Annotated in this window: 18 protein-coding genes and 1 pseudogene; 1 reads left to right on the top strand and 18 read right to left on the bottom strand. The window is 44.6% G+C overall.

Annotation, left to right across the window (positions count from 1 at the left end; all coding sequences use genetic code 11):
* Positions 1–48 precede the first annotated feature (48 nt).
* From ASG93_RS04910 to ASG93_RS04840, 15 genes are all read right to left on the bottom strand, one after another.
* Positions 49–528, bottom strand: coding sequence for a DinB family protein (locus ASG93_RS04910; RefSeq protein WP_056829442.1), 480 nt, complete (start codon positions 526–528; stop codon positions 49–51).
* Complete coding sequence (locus tag ASG93_RS04905) at positions 525–1,712, bottom strand: M20 peptidase aminoacylase family protein (RefSeq protein ID WP_056829440.1); 1,188 nt, start codon at positions 1,710–1,712, stop codon at positions 525–527. Before ASG93_RS04905 ends, ASG93_RS04910 begins: the two co-directional genes overlap by 4 nt.
* 37 nt (positions 1,713–1,749) lie before the next feature.
* Entirely contained in the window at positions 1,750–2,760 is a 1,011-nt protein-coding gene (locus ASG93_RS04900; RefSeq protein WP_056829438.1) for an LLM class flavin-dependent oxidoreductase, read from the bottom strand.
* Between the two features lie 27 nt (positions 2,761–2,787).
* A complete protein-coding gene (locus ASG93_RS04895; RefSeq protein ID WP_056829436.1) occupies positions 2,788–3,540 on the bottom strand; it encodes an amino acid ABC transporter ATP-binding protein in 753 nt (250 codons plus the stop codon).
* Complete coding sequence (locus tag ASG93_RS04890; RefSeq protein ID WP_056829434.1) at positions 3,537–4,247, bottom strand: amino acid ABC transporter permease; 711 nt, start codon at positions 4,245–4,247, stop codon at positions 3,537–3,539. Before ASG93_RS04890 ends, ASG93_RS04895 begins: the two co-directional genes overlap by 4 nt.
* Positions 4,244–5,026, bottom strand: coding sequence for an amino acid ABC transporter permease (locus ASG93_RS04885; RefSeq protein ID WP_056829432.1), 783 nt, complete (start codon positions 5,024–5,026; stop codon positions 4,244–4,246). The genes ASG93_RS04890 and ASG93_RS04885 overlap by 4 nt, the downstream gene beginning before the upstream one ends.
* A gap of 44 nt (positions 5,027–5,070) precedes the next feature.
* Positions 5,071–5,937 (bottom strand): transporter substrate-binding domain-containing protein, encoded by an 867-nt coding sequence (locus tag ASG93_RS04880; RefSeq protein ID WP_056829429.1) that lies wholly within the window; start codon positions 5,935–5,937, stop codon positions 5,071–5,073.
* 148 nt (positions 5,938–6,085) lie between these two features.
* Entirely contained in the window at positions 6,086–6,976 is an 891-nt protein-coding gene (locus ASG93_RS04875; protein WP_056829427.1) for a LysR family transcriptional regulator, read from the bottom strand.
* A 338-nt stretch (positions 6,977–7,314) separates the two neighbouring features.
* The gene (locus ASG93_RS04870) at positions 7,315–8,154 is read right to left on the bottom strand and encodes a hypothetical protein (RefSeq protein WP_056829425.1); all 840 of its coding nucleotides are present in this window, start codon (positions 8,152–8,154) and stop codon (positions 7,315–7,317) included.
* A gap of 137 nt (positions 8,155–8,291) precedes the next feature.
* Positions 8,292–8,756, bottom strand: a complete 465-nt coding sequence (locus tag ASG93_RS04865; protein ID WP_056829422.1) for a hypothetical protein — start codon at positions 8,754–8,756, stop codon at positions 8,292–8,294.
* Between the two features lie 61 nt (positions 8,757–8,817).
* Positions 8,818–8,967 (bottom strand): 50S ribosomal protein L33, encoded by a 150-nt coding sequence (gene rpmG / locus ASG93_RS04860; RefSeq protein WP_029195131.1) that lies wholly within the window; start codon positions 8,965–8,967, stop codon positions 8,818–8,820.
* A gap of 34 nt (positions 8,968–9,001) precedes the next feature.
* Positions 9,002–10,228: a GTP-binding protein gene (locus ASG93_RS04855; protein ID WP_056829420.1), complete on the bottom strand. Its 1,227-nt coding sequence runs from the start codon at positions 10,226–10,228 to the stop codon at positions 9,002–9,004.
* Between the two features lie 92 nt (positions 10,229–10,320).
* Positions 10,321–11,265 carry a metal ABC transporter substrate-binding protein gene (locus tag ASG93_RS04850; protein ID WP_056829418.1) on the bottom strand — a complete coding sequence of 315 codons (945 nt, stop codon included), beginning with the start codon at positions 11,263–11,265 and terminating at the stop codon, positions 10,321–10,323.
* Between the two features lie 12 nt (positions 11,266–11,277).
* Positions 11,278–12,165, bottom strand: coding sequence for a metal ABC transporter permease (locus tag ASG93_RS04845; RefSeq protein ID WP_056829416.1), 888 nt, complete (start codon positions 12,163–12,165; stop codon positions 11,278–11,280).
* Positions 12,111–12,818 (bottom strand): metal ABC transporter ATP-binding protein, encoded by a 708-nt coding sequence (locus ASG93_RS04840; RefSeq protein ID WP_056829414.1) that lies wholly within the window; start codon positions 12,816–12,818, stop codon positions 12,111–12,113. Before ASG93_RS04840 ends, ASG93_RS04845 begins: the two co-directional genes overlap by 55 nt.
* Positions 12,819–13,138: 320 nt before the next feature.
* Between ASG93_RS04840 and ASG93_RS04835 the strand changes: the two genes are divergently transcribed.
* On the top strand, positions 13,139–13,360 hold the full coding sequence (locus tag ASG93_RS04835; RefSeq protein WP_056829412.1) for an alpha/beta-type small acid-soluble spore protein: 222 nt from the start codon (positions 13,139–13,141) through the stop codon (positions 13,358–13,360).
* A gap of 77 nt (positions 13,361–13,437) precedes the next feature.
* Here ASG93_RS04835 and ASG93_RS04830 read toward each other — a convergent pair whose 3' ends face one another.
* From ASG93_RS04830 to ASG93_RS36155, 3 genes and pseudogenes are all read right to left on the bottom strand, one after another.
* Positions 13,438–14,268 (bottom strand): DNA ligase, encoded by an 831-nt coding sequence (locus ASG93_RS04830; protein WP_056829938.1) that lies wholly within the window; start codon positions 14,266–14,268, stop codon positions 13,438–13,440.
* 140 nt (positions 14,269–14,408) lie between these two features.
* Positions 14,409–15,413, bottom strand: coding sequence for a family 43 glycosylhydrolase (locus ASG93_RS35840; protein WP_056829936.1), 1,005 nt, complete (start codon positions 15,411–15,413; stop codon positions 14,409–14,411).
* Positions 15,414–15,455: 42 nt separating this feature from the next.
* A pseudogene (locus ASG93_RS36155) lies at positions 15,456–16,265 on the bottom strand (glycoside hydrolase family 43 protein); the annotation flags it as partial.
* Positions 16,266–16,311: the final 46 nt, after the last annotated feature.

Raw genomic sequence — 16,311 nt, 5'->3', positions numbered from 1 at the left:
TCCCTACACCTCTTTCTATCCCATATAGGTTCAGTCGGTTTTATATCATTAAAGATCCGCTGCTTGCTTAGCTTGTTTAATCCGCTCAATTTGGGCAAGATGCACCTGAACATGCGCGGTAAAAGATTGAACGACATCCGTCAATGCTAACGTCTGTCCTTTGAAGTTAACACCCGTTTTCTCCCAGTCTTGGGGGGATAATCTTCGCAATAATAGGCTGTTATAATTCAACAACGCTTGGAAAGCGTCCAAAATATCTTCCGCTGTGCCTTCATTCGCCTTGGCACTGCTTACCCAAGCATCTTGCCCAAAGGCAGGCAATTGGACCGTGGATCCAGAAATGATCTCGCGAATGCGAAAGGAAACAACGATGTTGTGATCGGTCAAATGAGATAGAACTTCCGTCACACTCCATTTATCCGCGTTCTCCTTCCATTTCAACTGCTCTTCCGTAAGACCTTCAATCGCTGATCTCAACTGTTTATTCGTATCTAAATAAGGCCCAATATCGATTACAAGTTGGCTCATCCTGAAACCTCCACTTCGAATTCAGAGCTTATTTGCTTAAGAGCTTGCTCCGCTAATATGGCAAAATAGTTGGCACTGATTGGCAGCGCGCGCTCATCGAGATCAAAAGCAGGATGATGCCACTCCTGCGTACCCGATGTGCCCATGAATAAGAAGATACCTGGCACCTTCTTCTGATAGAAAGCAAAGTCTTCCCCTGCTAGAGATGGTGTAGGCGCGAAGACTTTCAAGCCTGCAAAATCCGCAGCTCGTGCTGCTAATTCCGCTAACCCCGCATCGTTCTGCACGGCTGGCGGACCCTTGATCCATCGGACAGATGCCTTCGTCCCATAAGCAGCCGCTACACCATGAACCACTTGATCGAACCTGTTCAGAACCGTGGCTCGAACCTCCTCATCGAATGTCCTAACTGTTCCATCTAAGACAGCTTTATCCGGAATGACATTCCAAGCTGTTCCACTGTGCATCTTGGTGACGCTTATCACAGCGCTTTGCAGCGCACTAACATTCCGGCTTACAATCGCTTGGAGTGCTGTGACGATATGTGCGCCGGTTACAATGGGATCTATCCCCGCTTCAGGCATCGCAGCATGTGTACCCTTTCCTTCGATTTCAACAACGAACCCGTCTGCAGAAGCCATGAGAGGTCCCGGTTTAATACCGATTGTGCCCACAGGAAGATCGGGTTTATTGTGCATCCCAAATACCGCACGAACCCCCTCTAAGGCTCCACTTCTGATGACCTGCTCCGCTCCTTGCGCTTTCTCCTCTGCCGGTTGGAAAATGAAGCGAACCGTACCCCGCAGCTCCTTCTCTTGCTGCTTTAATAAGAAAGCGGCGCCCAGAATGGCTGCGGTATGAAAATCATGTCCGCAAGCATGCATGGTGCCCAGAACCAATGAGGCATAAGCCAGTCCAGTAGCTTCCTGGACAGGCAAAGCATCTATATCGGCTCGGAGCGCAATAACGGGGCCTTCGTGCAGACCTCCAACCTCCGCGATAAGACCTGTTTTCAGCGGAAAGTTAGCCACTCGGATACCCGCTTCCTGCAGCCAGCCTCGGATCGATGCAGTGGTTTGAACTTCTTCGTTCGATAATTCCGGATTTTGGTGCAGATGGCGCCGAATCGCGATCAGCTTCTGCTCAAATGCCGACTGTGATTGTTCCGACAGCACTTCGCTCATGCTTATTCCCCCCTCAAAAAAACGTATGGCTTTTTAGCTACACAAGCAGCTCCGAGAACGCCTCACTAAGCAATTCGAATGACCGCAAACGCTTGGCGAAATCTTTCACCGACGTGGTAACAATAAACTCATTTACCCCATACGTTTGCTGGATGTCCAGCAGCTTTTGGCGGACGGATTCTTTGGTCCCTTTCGTTATCTCCGCTTCCTTCTCTTCTACGGTGAATTTAGCTTGTGTTTGCCGTCCATACTCCTCGGCCTGTTCAAGCGTTCCAACCGTCAGTGTTTTACCGTTTTCCAAATGAATTTTGACATTCTTATACTCGCCAGCCAGCACTTTGGCCTCTTCTTCTGTGTCAGCCACAATTAAGGACAGTGCCAGGATCGCCTTCGGCTGTCCGCCATGTTCTCGATTAAATCCATTGTGATACGCTTTAAAAGCAGCAGCTGCCACAGCATGATCACCATTAATGAATTGGGCAAATACATAGGGAAGCCCTAATTCAGCAGCTAATTCTGCACTGGCCGCAGTGGCGCCAAGCAGATAGATATCCGCTGGTTGCGTTGGAATCGGAGATACCCGAAGTCCTGTAAGCGGATGATCAGCATCCAAGCGATTATGAACAAATTGTTTGAGTTCCTTCAATTTCTCCGATAAAGTAGCTGGCTCCGTGATGCCTTGCTGTAGAGCTTTCGTAGAACGAGGAAGCCCGCCTGGCGCTCTTCCGATACCGAGATCTACTCTTCCAGGTGCTAATGTTGCAAGGACATTAAAGTTTTCGGCTACTTTGTACGGGCTGTAGTGCTGCAGCATGATGCCGCCAGAGCCAATGCGAATGCGCGCTGTTTTCGCTAATAAATGAGAGATTAGCACCTCGGGTGAAGAACCGGCCAATTGATCGGAATCGTGATGCTCCGATACCCAAAAGCGGTGATAGTCAAGCTTTTCCGCTAATTGCACAAGTTCAATTGTATGCCGCAGAGCGGCTTCCGCATTCTCCCCCGGGAAAATAACGCTTTGATCCAAAATACTAAGTTTGATCCCCATATCATCCACTCCGTATTCGCTGTAAATTTAAATGTTATACGTGTACTCCGGCGTAATTCGTTTCAGGAATTGTCTTGTACGCTCTTCTTTCGCATCGCCAAAAATATCCTGAGGCCTTCCTTCTTCCACAATCACACCTTGGTCCATGAAAACAACATGATTCGAAACTTCTCGAGCAAAGCCCATTTCATGCGTAACAACGATCATCGTAATACCTTCTTTGGCGATTTTCCGGATAACCTCCAGCACCTCACCGACCAGCTCAGGATCAAGTGCGGAGGTTGGTTCATCGAACAAAATCACTTCTGGATTGAGGGCCAGCGCACGGGCGATCCCCACCCTCTGCTGCTGTCCGCCTGACAGTTGGCTTGGATAAGCGTCCAGCTTACTGCCCAGCCCTACTTTCTCCAGCATTTGAATGCTTGTTTGCCGTGCAGTCTCCTTGGATTGCTTCTGCACAATGACAAGGCCTTCCATCACATTTTCCAACACCGTTTTATGCTTAAATAAATTGTAATGTTGAAATACCATCGCCGTTTTCTTGCGCAGCGTATGAATATCCTGTTTGCTCGGACGCTTGCAATTGATGGTGAAATCCCCAATCGTTACCTCACCCTGATTCGGCTTCTCCAAGTAATTGATGCAGCGAAGCAGCGTCGTTTTGCCTGAGCCGCTTGGGCCAAGGATACAGACGACTTCTCCTTTTTTCACCGTCAAATGGATACCTTTCAACACCTCATGCTTGCCGAACACTTTGGTGATATTCGCTAGTTTGATCATCGTACACCACCTCGGTTGTAAATATTTATTCGTTTCTCCAGCAGCCCCGTTAGCTTCTCGATCAGAATCGTCACTCCCCAGAACAGGAAAGCCGCGGCAATATAAGATTCAAAAAACTTCCAATTTGTCGTAGCAACGATTTGTGCTTTGGCATTAATTTCAACAACGGATACCGTGAAAGCCAGTGTAGAACCGTGAAGCATACCAATGAGCGAATTGGATAAGTTAGGCAAGCTGACCGCCAATGCCTGAGGAAGCACGATGCGCCTTAATGCTTGCGGAGTTGTCATGCCGATGGCGTAGGCAGCTTCGATTTGCCCCTTATTCACGGCTAGAATGCCTGATCTTACTACTTCAGCCAAATAGGCTCCTGCTGTAATCGAGAAGGAAAGAAAGGCGAAACCGATCATTGGAATAGAAGTCGACCGGAAGCTCCAACCGATGGCTGTTGCCAAAGAATCAATAATCACTGGCAATCCGAAATAAATGAGCAGCAAGTGCATCAGCATCGGTGTTCCACGGATGAAGGTCACATAGCCGCTTGCGATGTAATGGATAACAGGAACGCGGTAAATTCGGATGATCGCCACGGCCGATCCAATCAGAAATCCGAAGAAAACCGATACAAACGTTATTAGCAGCGTAATAGGCAAAGCAGAGAGCAATTGAATAAAGGCGGAGCCGATAAACCCTAGATCGAGTTTCATGGCTGATACCCTCCTTTATCCGTTTGAGCGGATGCAGCCCAAGGTGTCTTAAATAACCACTTAAATGTAAACTTCGATTCACGTTGAACAATAGGTTGATCATGCCGCAGCAGTCTTTTTTCGATATCCAAGAACAGCTTCTCGAGCCCGTAACAAATGACAAAATAGATGAGTGATAAACAAATGTAAGTTTCAATAAAATGCTGTGTTGCCGCACCAAGCGTCTGCGCTTTCCCCATTAATTCCATCGCGCCTAACGAAAAGGCTAACGAAGTATCCTTCAAATTGGCGATAAGCAGATTCGCAAAGTTCGGTATCGATATGGCAAGCGCTTGAGGCATAATGATACGTGTAAAGGCTTGGTAACCTGTCATACCTATCGCATAGGCAGCCTCCATTTGCCCTCGATCCACGGCTTTCACGGCTGCCCGAATGACTTCAGAGATATAAGCACCGCCATGCAGGCCAAAAGTCAAAATGACGAAAGTCAGGACGGGGGCTTTAGAGACGTCGACGTTAATGAGCTTCAATATCTCGGGAAGACCATAATAGATGAGGAACAACTGTATGAGGATCGGTGTCCCCCGGAAAAATGACACATAGATTTGGGATATCCTTCTTAGCACTGGAACCTCATACAGCCGAGGCAAGGCTATAAGGAATCCGATTAGCAAACCCAGCAGCATAGAGCAAGCTACAATAAACAATGTGATATGCAGATAAGAGACTAATTTGGGCAAAAAATCAAAGACATAGGTGATATCAAATTGTTGTTCCATTCGGACGATCTCACCTTTCTGTACCGTACTTATTTAAAACAGCATTAATCTTTCTTCGTATAATCCCCACCGAGCCATTGCGTGCTAAGTTTGGAAAGCGTTCCATCTGCCTTCACAGCCTTCAACGCTACGTCGATTTTATCCGCAAGATCTTGCCCTTCTTTATCATTTTTGCGGAAAAGGAAGCGAACCTCAGCTTCTTCAATAACCGGTCCTACGGCTTTTAATTTGCTTTGCGGGTCGACTAGCGGCAACAAGAAATCCGCTCCGAGTGATCCGTCCGCACGACCCGTTGTAAGCTGACTAACTAAATCGTTGGCAGCACCGCTTTGGTAAACAATTTTGATCGCGTTATCGTTTGCTTTATTATAATTTTCTAATAGCGTAGCTTCGGCACTAGTCGCTGTCGTTAACGCTTTTTTACCTTTCAAATCATCAATCGATTTAATATTGGTATTGTCTTTAGCCACGATAACTTTTGTTTTCCAGTAAGCATAAGGCTCGTTGTTGAACAGGTATTTTTGCTCTCTTTCCTTGTTCTTCTCAATTTCGTGGGCAACAAAGTCAATTTTGTTCGTTTCCAAGCTGAGGAGCAGGTTAGCGAAATCCATCGTTTTGAATTCAAACTCGTAATCAGGAAGCCGTTTATCCAATTCTCTGACAAGCTCGATATCATAACCGGTTAGTTTACCGTCTTTATCAAGGAAAGCCACGTTCGGAAATTTAGTACCTGTTCCAACAATGATCTTCTTCACCTTGACAGGCTCAGTTGCAGCAGTTGTAGCTGTAACAGCCTTCGTACCTTCAGCGGCGGCCTTTGGTGATGCGATCGTTTCTGTATTTTTCGCCCCGCAGCCTGCTGCTGCCAAAGCCAAAGTTAGTGTTGTTCCAAGGATTGTTAATTTTCTCATCTGGGTACACCCTCCGTTTTTTCGATTACAAGTATTAAAACTTATAATTCCTATTTGTTTTATCAGAATTAACTTTATAATTAATTTATCATCAAGCTTCACAACTGGATAATAGAGTTTTTCTATATGCATATATAAGAATCTGATATTATCCTTTCGTTCGGTCCCATAATCCTTTGCAAATATCCAAAATACTGTTGAAAAATAACGTATTCTCCCCATTTAGCGTAATCAAGCTCATCTGCAAGGCAATGCCTGCTGTGTCTGGAAAGTCAATTGGAACCAGCTTATTATCCTTAACTTCCTGACTGACGCTAAGCCCAGGCAAGAAAGCAATACCTGCCCGCTGTAGAACCAGCTTCTTGGCTGTTTCGGAGTTATCCGTCTGGATCTGAATGTTTGGCGACTCCTTCAAACACTCAAATACACGGTGGATGCGCATCCAGTCTAGAGAGCCGCACTCAAAGAAAATAAGAGCTTGACGTCCAATATCCTGGATCGTTAAGTTTTCTTTTCCAATAAAGGGATGCCCTTCATAGACATAGAGTCGAATAGGATCTTCATACAATTTCGCTGATAATAGACTTGGATGGGTGATTCCACGCACAAAGCTGATATCCACATCTCGGTTCAAAACCTTGTTAACAAGATCGTCTGTGATGCCAGTTGTTAGTTTAAAATTGATTTCCGGGTATTTATGCTTCATCTTGGGGATAATGGTTGGCATCATGTAATTAGATACAGATACCGTACATCCGATTCGCAGCTCGTTAGGCAGCGCCTTTTTCTGCTTAAGATGGATTTTACTCTTCTGGAATGTTTGAAGTAATTGCTGCGCGTAAGGGAGAAACTTCCTGCCATCATCCGTTAAATGAACTTGCTTGCCAATTCGATCAAAGAGCTGACAATCCAATTCCCGTTCTAACGATTGAATTCTAGCCGTTACCGAAGGCTGGGAAAGGAATAATACTTCCGATGCCTTGTTAAAGCTGCCATAATGGATGACATATACGAAAGCTTCGATATTCTCAATATTCATCGCAGTGTCCCTCCAGATGATCTAAAAAATTTTATGTTTATTATTCCAATTGATTAACTCGGAATTAAATATTTTTATAACTATAAGCTATCTACCAATTGCTGTCAATATCAGAAATACTGTTTATTTATTAGAAAAAGACCTTAGCTCTGCCGCAAATGCTCGCGGGTAATCTAAGGTCTTAAGACTATATAAAATTAGGATCGTAAACAACGGTATAATTCCGCCCTTTTCCTCTGGCAAAATAGAGCGCTTGATCCGCGTGCTCAATCACTTCATGTGCCGTCACTCCGTCAGTAGGGAACGAGACACTCCCAGGGGAATTGCAGACGTGGTAACTAAACCTTCCAGCTCAATACATTTTCCAGCATGGATGTCAAATGCTTAACGCGGTGCAGCTCAGGTTTTGCTTTTACTAGTTTAAGTTCATTCCTGATATGCTCGATGAAATCACTCCGTAAGCGTTCTAGCTGCTCCTCCGTTAAAACGTACAAATAATCTCGGACTGATTCGTACGTATGATACCATTCGCTGTTTTCCAAGAACGTAAAGGATGAACGTTGGTACCATTCTTTTACATGACTCTTCAATGCAGCTGTAATGGTTTCATCTTTCCCCGACATGGCGTAAAGCCGATCAGAGGACAGCAGGTTTCTGTATTTGATCATACTATCATCAAGGAACGAATTGGGAAGTTCATAGAATTGAATTACATGGTCCAAAATTTCAATATAGGCTTGTGGTCCAGCCAGTTTCGGGTTAAACTGACACTTAACCGCGGCATGGGCAATGCTTTTCAGCAGGTGGAATGCTTCTGCTGCTTCCTTTTTATCGGGCGAACCTTCAAAAAACAATCCCTGCTTTCCCGCACGAATTTCAGCCCCATCAATCGCATCATGAAGTGCATCTTCAAATTGATCTTTGCTGTAAGGTGCCCACTGATCGATATGATCTGTCAGTTCCACGCTCATGCCAAACTCCCTACGGATAATGCTCAATAGGTTAATCCCGCCGCTGCCGTTAACTACAGCAAATATATCGTATAAAAACCTTTCCAAGTTTTTTGCCTTTTTCGTTGCCCCCATAATTTCGATGGGAATCGTGTAAATGGTCTCAGCCGCTTTTTGTTCGAGATCGGTAATAAGCTGCTTCAACTCTGAGAGTAAGGGATGCTCCATTCTTAGTCCTCCACGTTCTATTTATTACTAGATGGTTCCCCCTCCAACACAATTTTATCAAGTTCAGACCATTCAGGAAAAATAAAAAAGGCTTGCTCCGATATTTAGGAGAAAGCCTTACTGTACTTATTCGGTGCCTAACCCTCATTTTCAAAGAATTCCGCGCATTGCTGGATCAGCTGACAAAAAGAACGGTTGTGGCCTATGTAAAAGGATGAAAGATCGTATCGGTTCCTTTTAGGTTCAAAAGAAATCAATACACGATGTCTCATGCGCTTCATGGTCAATTGGATGAATTGCTCGGCTCGCTCAGAGGCTATGATCGTGAGATAAGCATACAGGGAATGGTCTTCTGGTTCGTCAAGCGGGCTTACACCAGCACATGAGAATTCTGTCGCTATTTGCTTCTGCCGAAGCAGCATCAAGGCCGGAAACAATTCTTCATCCACGTGGATATGTCCAAGAAGTGTGGTCTTCTTAGCATGCTTGCGCTTTTTCTCACGTTCAGCCCATTGCACTAATTCCTGCTCGCGGCGGCGCCACTGAGCATCCGTATGATGATTTAAAATGACTTCGTTTTCCTCATTGGTATTCAACCTCATCAAGCCCATCAGCCTCCAAAGCAGAAAACCCGGACAAGTAAGCCCGGACTTTCTTGATTTATTAACGTGTTTCACGATGAAGCGTATGACGCTTCAGACGTGGGCAATACTTTTTCAGCTCCAAACGAGAGGTTTGGGTTCTTTTATTCTTCGTCGTTGTATAGTTTCTGTCACCCGTTTCCGTACACGCCAATGTAATAATGACTCTCATGCTGTTCACCTCCTATCATACATCATTGCTGAATTTATTGTGGCAAAGGGCAAGCTTCTTTCAACTCCATTATGGCATTCGGCAGCTCATCCTTGAAACGATTCCAATCTCCTTGCAATTCATCATCCGTTAACAAGCAAGCATCCAAAGAAGTCACGATACTAACTCGGTCCATCTCCATGCCGATAAATACAACCTTGTTCATCCGATCTCCATAGGTATCATCCCAGTGCTTGATTTGATCTGCATCTTCTTGCAGAACAGCTTCTCTTTCACCATCTGGGAGCGCCGCCACCCAATACCCTGCTGGACCGAAGCGAATAGAAGGACCTGCTTGGCTTAAGTTCTGGGCATGATTGTTGCGCGTTGCAAGCCACATAATCCCTTTAGCGCGGATGATCTCCGCCGGCCAATCTTCCATCCAACTCATCAGCCGTGAAGGCTCGAATGGACGAGTTCTTTCATAGACGAATGAGGAAATGCCATATTCTTCGGTTTCTGATGTATGTGTTTTCTTTTCCATTTCCCGCATCCAGCCTGCAGACGTACTTGCTTCATCGAAATTAAACAAATGAGTGTTCAAAATATCCGTTGGAGCAACCTTTCCGTGAACCGAGCGAAGGAATTTGGCTCTAGGTTGTAATGTGCGCAGCACGCCCTCTAGCTCAATCAGCTCATCTTCTTCCAGCATGTCACACTTGTTCAAAATCAGGATATCACAAAACTCAATTTGGTCAATCAGAAGATCAACAACTTCGCGTGTATCATCTTCACCCACAGCTTGACTGCGTTCTAGAAGCGTCTCTCCAGAGGAGTAGTCCGTCCAGAAACGATAAGCATCTACGACGGTTACCATCGTGTCGAGACGGCAAAATTGCGTAAGATCAATCCCCTGCTCTTCATCCAGATAAGTGAACGTTTGCGCAACTGGTAAAGGTTCACCTACACCCGTAGATTCAATAAGAATATAGTCAAATTTATCCTCTTTAGCAAGCCGCTCTACTTCCTTCAAAAGGTCTTCACGTAATGTACAGCAGATACAGCCATTGGACATTTCAACCAAGCTCTCATTCGTGCGGGAAAGCCCGTTGCCATCTCTAATCAGCTCCGCGTCGATGTTGACCTCACTTAAATCGTTCACAATAACCGCAACCTTTAAGCCATCACGATTATGTAGGACGTGGTTTAATAACGTTGTTTTGCCTGCTCCCAAATAACCGCTTAAGACGGTGACAGGTATTTTACGATCTGACAATGTCATTGCCTCTTTCTATTCGTAAATTTTACGTATTGGTCTGAAGAAAAAGAGCAAACTCGAAGAGTTGCTACGAAGAGATGCTATTCGCACACTATTTATTCATTCAGCGCTTTTTTCAATGCTTCCAGGTTATTCGTCATAACACCGATGTAATCAAGGTTTTTCTTTTTATCATCGTCCGTTAATCCCTCTATGGGGTTCAGCACAGCCGTTTTCGCACCGACTTCTTTCGCAATTGTACTCGCAACCTTAGGATCTACAAGGGTTTCAAAGAAAATCGTTTGTACCTTATTATCTTTCGAGAACTTGATAATTTCTGCCATTTTATCAGGAGCTGGCTCTTCTTCAGGGGAAAGTCCGGCAATAGGAACCTGTGTCAGCCCGTATTCTTTGGCCAAATAACCAAAAGCAGCATGCTGTGTGACGAACTCTTTATGCTTCACATTTTTAAGACCTGTTTTAAATGACTCATCCAAGGCTTTCAGCTTTCCGATATAGGCATCCGCATTTTTTCGATAATCATCCTTGTGAGCAGGGTCAGCTTGCGTTAACCCAACCACTATGGCCTCAACCTCTTTTTGAGCAAGAACCGGCGTTAACCAAACATGCGGATCCAGGATTTTGTCTCCATGCGCTTCTTTCTTGGGATCCGCTTGGTTCTCTTCCTCCGGTAAGCCTTCCATTAATTCAATTCCTTTACTGGCTTCAACCACAACACGATCCTTATTCTCAGCACTCTTAAGGGATTGCTCTGCCCATCCTTCTACGATACCGTTGTATACAAACACATTGGCGTTCTTCAGTTGTTTCATATCTTTGGCACTAGGCTCCCAGTCATGGGGTTCGGCCCCCGGCGGGATTAGAGCAATCACATTGGCGTGATCACCTGCAACTTGCTTAGTGAATTCATACATCGGGTAGAAGGTTGTAACGACATTTAATTTGCCATCGCTTGAAGCGGTTTTAGATGCACATCCCGATAAGAGTGCAGCAGATAGTACGGTAAAAGCAAGTGATTTCGTTACCCAGATTTTTTTCATTACTTTTTCCTCCTAAAATTTGTTGAGTGATGAAATTGGTATTTCTTTGGACATACGAGGGATGGTGTCGATTGCATTTTTGGCTTTGCTTTTGCTAAAAGTTAGCACGACCTTTTTCAAACCAAGGCCAGCAATAAGAATAAACAAGAGAAGCAGCGCTATTGTTCCACCTGGAGGTGTACTAAGCTGATAGGAAGCAGTAAGTCCAGAAATGACACCAAGTAAACCAATGCTCATTGCTATAAAAAGTGCGGATGTAAAACTAGGTGCAATTCGAATGGCAAGTGCCGCGGGCAATACAATTAATGCCGAAACGAGAAGAACTCCCACAATCGGCATAGCCGCAGATACAATCATACCGGTTAAGACGCTAAAGCCAAGTGAGATCCATTTTACAGGAAGCCCATTGGTCTTAGCCGTATCTTCATCGAATGTAATCTGATAGAGCGGACGACGAAAAATATAGAAAAAGATGCCCCCGATTATCGCTACCACAAACATGAGAAGAAGCTCGGTTTCATTCACAGCAACAACAGAGCCGAATAAGTAAGCGGAGAAGCCTTTATTAATGCTTTGCTTGAGACTCATGATGATCACTGCTGTTGATAATCCACCCACCATAATGATGGCAACCGAAATTTCACTATACGTTTTATAGGACCTCCTCACATATTCAACAGCTATGGCTCCCAGCGTAGCTACAACAAATCCAGTCAAAGTTGGATTGATGTTTAAATACGCACCTCCTGCAACCCCTGCTAAGGAAACATGAGAGAGCATGTCAGCCATCAGTGCTTGCCTGCGAAGCATCAGATAAACCCCCAGAATCGAAGCCAGGATAGCAATTAACCCACCGGCACAAAATGCCCGCTGCATGAAGTCGTAGTGCAGCATTTCCATCCGCCATCCTCCTTTCTTTCCAGCTCAATGATACGATCCAGATAGGGAGCGACCTCGCTAAGGCCATGCGTCACCATAACAACGGTTCGCCCGTGAGCTTTCACTTGATGATGCATCAACTCGTAGAAACCAAAGCGGCTATCCTGATCCATCCCTGTCGTCGGTTCATCGAGAACAAGCATATCGGGCTCCTGCGCTAGCGCTCTGGCGATGCAAATACGCTGCTTTTGGCCGCCTGAGAGCTCACCGATCTTGCGCTTGCGCAAATCCCACATCCCAACCTGACGGAGTGCTTTCTCCGTCTGCGCCTCATCCTCTTTGTCGAGTTTACGAAACCACGATCGGCTTGCATATCTGCCTGATTGGACAAATTCCAATATCGTGCTAGGGAATCCACTGTTGAAGGCAGAAATTTGCTGAGATACGTAACCCACTCTCAGCTTCCTGCCCTCTTTATTGGTAGAAGATAGGAAAATTGTCCCTTTCCAAGGATCAAGCAAGCCAAGAAGCAATTTCAACAAGGTCGACTTGGCTGCACCATTGGGTCCCGTTATTGCTACAAATTCACCCGACTGAATCTCTACACTCGCATCTTGAATACAAGGGACGTCATTGTAACCGAATTCCACCTCATTCATGGAGGCTACCAGCATAAGAACAAATCCTTTCCGGTTTTATATGTAAAAATTACGAATTAACATCGCGACTATCCTCGATTCATATGTCGAAGCCCAAACTACATGTAAGTTATAAGGCATCACGGCTTATAAATCGTAATAATTACTTATTACACTGAAAAATATATCTTTTTCCAGCGGTTGTGTCAATAAGAAAACTTATAGCACGAGCTGAAGCTCGCCCACAGAGACCGAGAAGGCGAAAATCGACTTCTCGGAAATTAATTTTGGTAAGATGAATAAAAAACCATTTAATCCACAAAATACTCCTACACCACAAAAAAGGAGTGAATCAAATGTCTAGAAGAAGAAACAGCAATACATTAGTCGTGCAACAAGCAAGAGCAGCTCTTGACCAAATGAAATATGAAGTCGCTCAAGAATTAGGTATTCAGATTCCTCAAGATGGTTATTACGGCTACATGGCTACTCGTGATACCGGCGCACTCGGTGGTAACATTACGAGAAGATTAGTTCAACTGGCTGAACAACAACTAACCGGCGGAATTAGACGCTAATTCCTTGGTTGAAGTAAAAGTAAAACAAAAAGACTGTAACCACCACTTCCTCCTTTGGTGATTTCAGTCTTTTTATTTTAAATCACGAATTCCATGAATACTGGCGACCTCAGTTTTCCGCTTTTGGTCCAATTTCTTGTCTTAATCTTTGCCATGATTCGTGGTTCCATATAAGCAAAGTTCTGGTCTTCCTTGAATACTAAGCGATTTTTCAAGCTATCAAAAGCTTGCTGATGAACGGATGTTACACCTGACTCTATAACCCCGACTGGGAACTTGGAGCCATCAGCTGCATCAATAGAGGCCAATAAAGCAAAATTATTTTTTCTGTAACCGGAAATGAACACATCCGCATAAGTCCAGTTAATCACCTTTTGCCATTGTTTGGAGCGTTTGTCTATTTCGTATTTGGAATTCTCTTTTTTAGATTTCATGATGATGCCATCTAGTCCCCGCCCACGAACCTGCTCATAATAATCAACTGCATTTCCCTCAAATACTTTAATCTTCTTATAGTTCTCATTTTCAGTGAAAGCCTTGTCCAACAGTTCTTTACGCCCCAGTAAGGTTAAACCCGTGACGTCAATTCCTTTGTATCTCAAAATGTCAAATGCGCAGAATATCACAGGTGTTTTGTTTTTACTTGATAAAAACCTGGCTGACATGGCTTCAAAATCTGGTTTCCCTTGATCGTCCATCATGATTAATACGCCATCAAGTATGGTTCCTTCAGGCAGGGGGCAACTATACAACTCGGGGAATTTATTTGTAATCAAGTTATTATGTCTCGTATAAACATAGAGTCTATCCATGTTGGAAACAATACATCTTAGACCATCTAATTTCGGTTCCGCTAAATGATGTTTACTGTAAAATGGTTTATTATTTTTTGCATTGTACGCTAGCATAGGAGAAATGAACATTTTTTATCACCCTACGCTAAATGATACTTCACTGTTATTCATCTGCCTAATGGAACTTGGAGGAAAAATCATTTGAGGTAAGGACGTAAAAGTTTCAAGTAATGCTTTTAGCCTCACTTATCCTCTTATAGTCGGGCAACTTTCAAGACTTCTTGATCTGCAACAGGTACTCCAAAGTTTGGAGTTCCGTCTACATTCCAGTCTAATTTTTGAGCGCGTGCGTGACGATTGGGATCAAACAGCGGATCACCGATGATTTCCTTATAGCTCCGGGAATGATAAATCATAATATCCTCTGATCCATCCTCTGATACCGTAAAGCAGTTATGCCCTGGACCATATTGTCCGGATTCTTCATTGGATTTGAAAACGGGCTCTAGCGATTTGGTCCATGATTCAGGATCTAATAGATCGCTTGTCTCCCAAGCTGTTAGTAATCCCATACAATAATTGCTATCCGTGGCGCTTGCCGAATAACTGATAAATATTCTACCGTTTTTCTTAAGTACAGCAGGCCCCTCATTAACCCCATAGCCTACAATTTCCCAGTCATACTCTGGCTTCGAAAGCAAAACCTGCTTACCGCTTATCGTCCAAGGATTGCTCATTTCAGCCATGTAAAGATTCGAATTCCCTTCGATTTCAGGGTCATTTTGCGCCCAAACAAGGTACCGTACTCCTTGGTGTTCAAAGGTGGTAGCGTCCAGAGCAACGGAGTCCCAGTTCGTATGAAGCTGGCCTTTTTCCACCCATGCCCCTTCGATCGGATTCACGGCTTCATTTTCAAGCACGTACATCCGGTGCTGCCACTTCTCGTCCTTGTCTTCGTCTGAGCCTCCGGCAGCAAAATGGATATACCATTTGCCATCTATAAAATGGAGTTCAGGAGCCCATATATGAGAGCTCATCCTGCCCTTGGCATGTTGTGTCCATATGATAGTTGGAACGGCGGATTCCAATCCCTGGATGGTTTTGGCTCTTCTCAATTCAATGCAGTCATACGCAGGAACTGAAGCCGTAAAAATATAGTAACCGTCAGTATGTTTATAAATCCAAGGGTCTGCACGCTGCAGGACGATTGGATTTTTATAGGCTTTTTTTAAGCTTAATCGGCCATTTAGCTCGTACACGGGCAGAAATACAGGCCTTTCATCCGGCGTATGATTAGGTCTATGGATAGTAAGCATGAATTTTCCGTCAAAAGTTGTAAATAGCATGCCATGTCCGCCGTCTTTTGCAAATAACGGATCGTGATCATGGGTCCATGGGCCCGTCATTTCTCCTGTTACAGAACGCGCTGTCCCAATGGCGTAACCATCCGCCCCATGACTTGACCAGAGCATTAACAATTCCCCATTTTCCGCTCGATACATGAACGGACCGTCGGTCACAAAGTTATTTTTTTCTTTTGAAGCAGCACTCCTGGCAAATCCACAAACCCACGGTGCATCAGAAGCATGAAACAGAAGCAAAGGTTCGCCAATTACTGATTTGAGATCCTTGGATAATTGGATGGCACACATTTCGCCGTCTTGAACCTGCAGCCATTCGTGACAAAATACCATCCATGGAGTCCTTGATTCATCGACGTACAGAGTTCCGTCCAGACACTCCCATTTCGCCGGGGTAACAGGACCATCCGAATGCGGGATGAACGGCCCGATTGGATGCTCAGAAACCAGGATTTGCGTTCCCCTGCATTTGTTGTCTGCCTTAAAGCTGGCAAACATGTAATACTTGCCCTGATAAAGATAAACTTCAGGAGCCCAGTAATTTTGGTCCGCCCAGAAATCGGCTTCCGGCCGAAAAGCAGGGAACGGCCCTTCCCAATTTTCCAGATCCGCGCTCATATACACGTCAAAGCCCGTCGCTTTTCCTTCCCAAGCATTTTTATCCGTCGTTCCATAAAGGTAATATTTCATTTCATTTGTATCAACCAAAATAAATGGATCGCGTATTTGGATTTCTTCTTTTTTTAGCATAAGCTTCTCCTTAACCATACTAAGTGCCTGAAGAAGATGGCACGAG

It is taken from the genome of Paenibacillus sp. Soil787 (genome assembly GCF_001429545.1).
Classification (GTDB): Bacteria; Bacillota; Bacilli; order Paenibacillales; family NBRC-103111; genus Paenibacillus_E.
This window is presented reverse-complemented; position numbering and strand designations above follow the sequence as displayed.

Bases quoted from the DNA above. Each gene is read 5' to 3' on its own strand.
- ASG93_RS04840 (WP_056829414.1), bottom strand. From the start codon at position 12,818: ATGCTGGTAGCCTCCATGAATGAGGTGGAATTCGGTTACAATGACGTC.
- ASG93_RS04875 (WP_056829427.1), bottom strand. From the start codon at position 6,976: ATGAATATTGAGAATATCGAAGCTTTCGTATATGTCATCCATTATGGC.
- ASG93_RS04870 (WP_056829425.1), bottom strand. From the start codon at position 8,154: ATGGAGCATCCCTTACTCTCAGAGTTGAAGCAGCTTATTACCGATCTC.
- ASG93_RS04895 (WP_056829436.1), bottom strand. From the start codon at position 3,540: ATGATCAAACTAGCGAATATCACCAAAGTGTTCGGCAAGCATGAGGTG.
- rpmG (WP_029195131.1), bottom strand. From the start codon at position 8,967: ATGAGAGTCATTATTACATTGGCGTGTACGGAAACGGGTGACAGAAAC.
- ASG93_RS04850 (WP_056829418.1), bottom strand. From the start codon at position 11,265: ATGAAAAAAATCTGGGTAACGAAATCACTTGCTTTTACCGTACTATCT.
- ASG93_RS04845 (WP_056829416.1), bottom strand. From the start codon at position 12,165: ATGGAAATGCTGCACTACGACTTCATGCAGCGGGCATTTTGTGCCGGT.
- ASG93_RS04900 (WP_056829438.1), bottom strand. From the start codon at position 2,760: ATGGGGATCAAACTTAGTATTTTGGATCAAAGCGTTATTTTCCCGGGG.
- ASG93_RS04855 (WP_056829420.1), bottom strand. From the start codon at position 10,228: ATGACATTGTCAGATCGTAAAATACCTGTCACCGTCTTAAGCGGTTAT.
- ASG93_RS04830 (WP_056829938.1), bottom strand. From the start codon at position 14,268: ATGCTAGCGTACAATGCAAAAAATAATAAACCATTTTACAGTAAACAT.
- ASG93_RS04835 (WP_056829412.1), top strand. From the start codon at position 13,139: ATGTCTAGAAGAAGAAACAGCAATACATTAGTCGTGCAACAAGCAAGA.
- ASG93_RS04910 (WP_056829442.1), bottom strand. From the start codon at position 528: ATGAGCCAACTTGTAATCGATATTGGGCCTTATTTAGATACGAATAAA.
- ASG93_RS04890 (WP_056829434.1), bottom strand. From the start codon at position 4,247: ATGAAACTCGATCTAGGGTTTATCGGCTCCGCCTTTATTCAATTGCTC.
- ASG93_RS04905 (WP_056829440.1), bottom strand. From the start codon at position 1,712: ATGAGCGAAGTGCTGTCGGAACAATCACAGTCGGCATTTGAGCAGAAG.
- ASG93_RS04865 (WP_056829422.1), bottom strand. From the start codon at position 8,756: ATGAGGTTGAATACCAATGAGGAAAACGAAGTCATTTTAAATCATCAT.
- ASG93_RS04880 (WP_056829429.1), bottom strand. From the start codon at position 5,937: ATGAGAAAATTAACAATCCTTGGAACAACACTAACTTTGGCTTTGGCA.
- ASG93_RS04885 (WP_056829432.1), bottom strand. From the start codon at position 5,026: ATGGAACAACAATTTGATATCACCTATGTCTTTGATTTTTTGCCCAAA.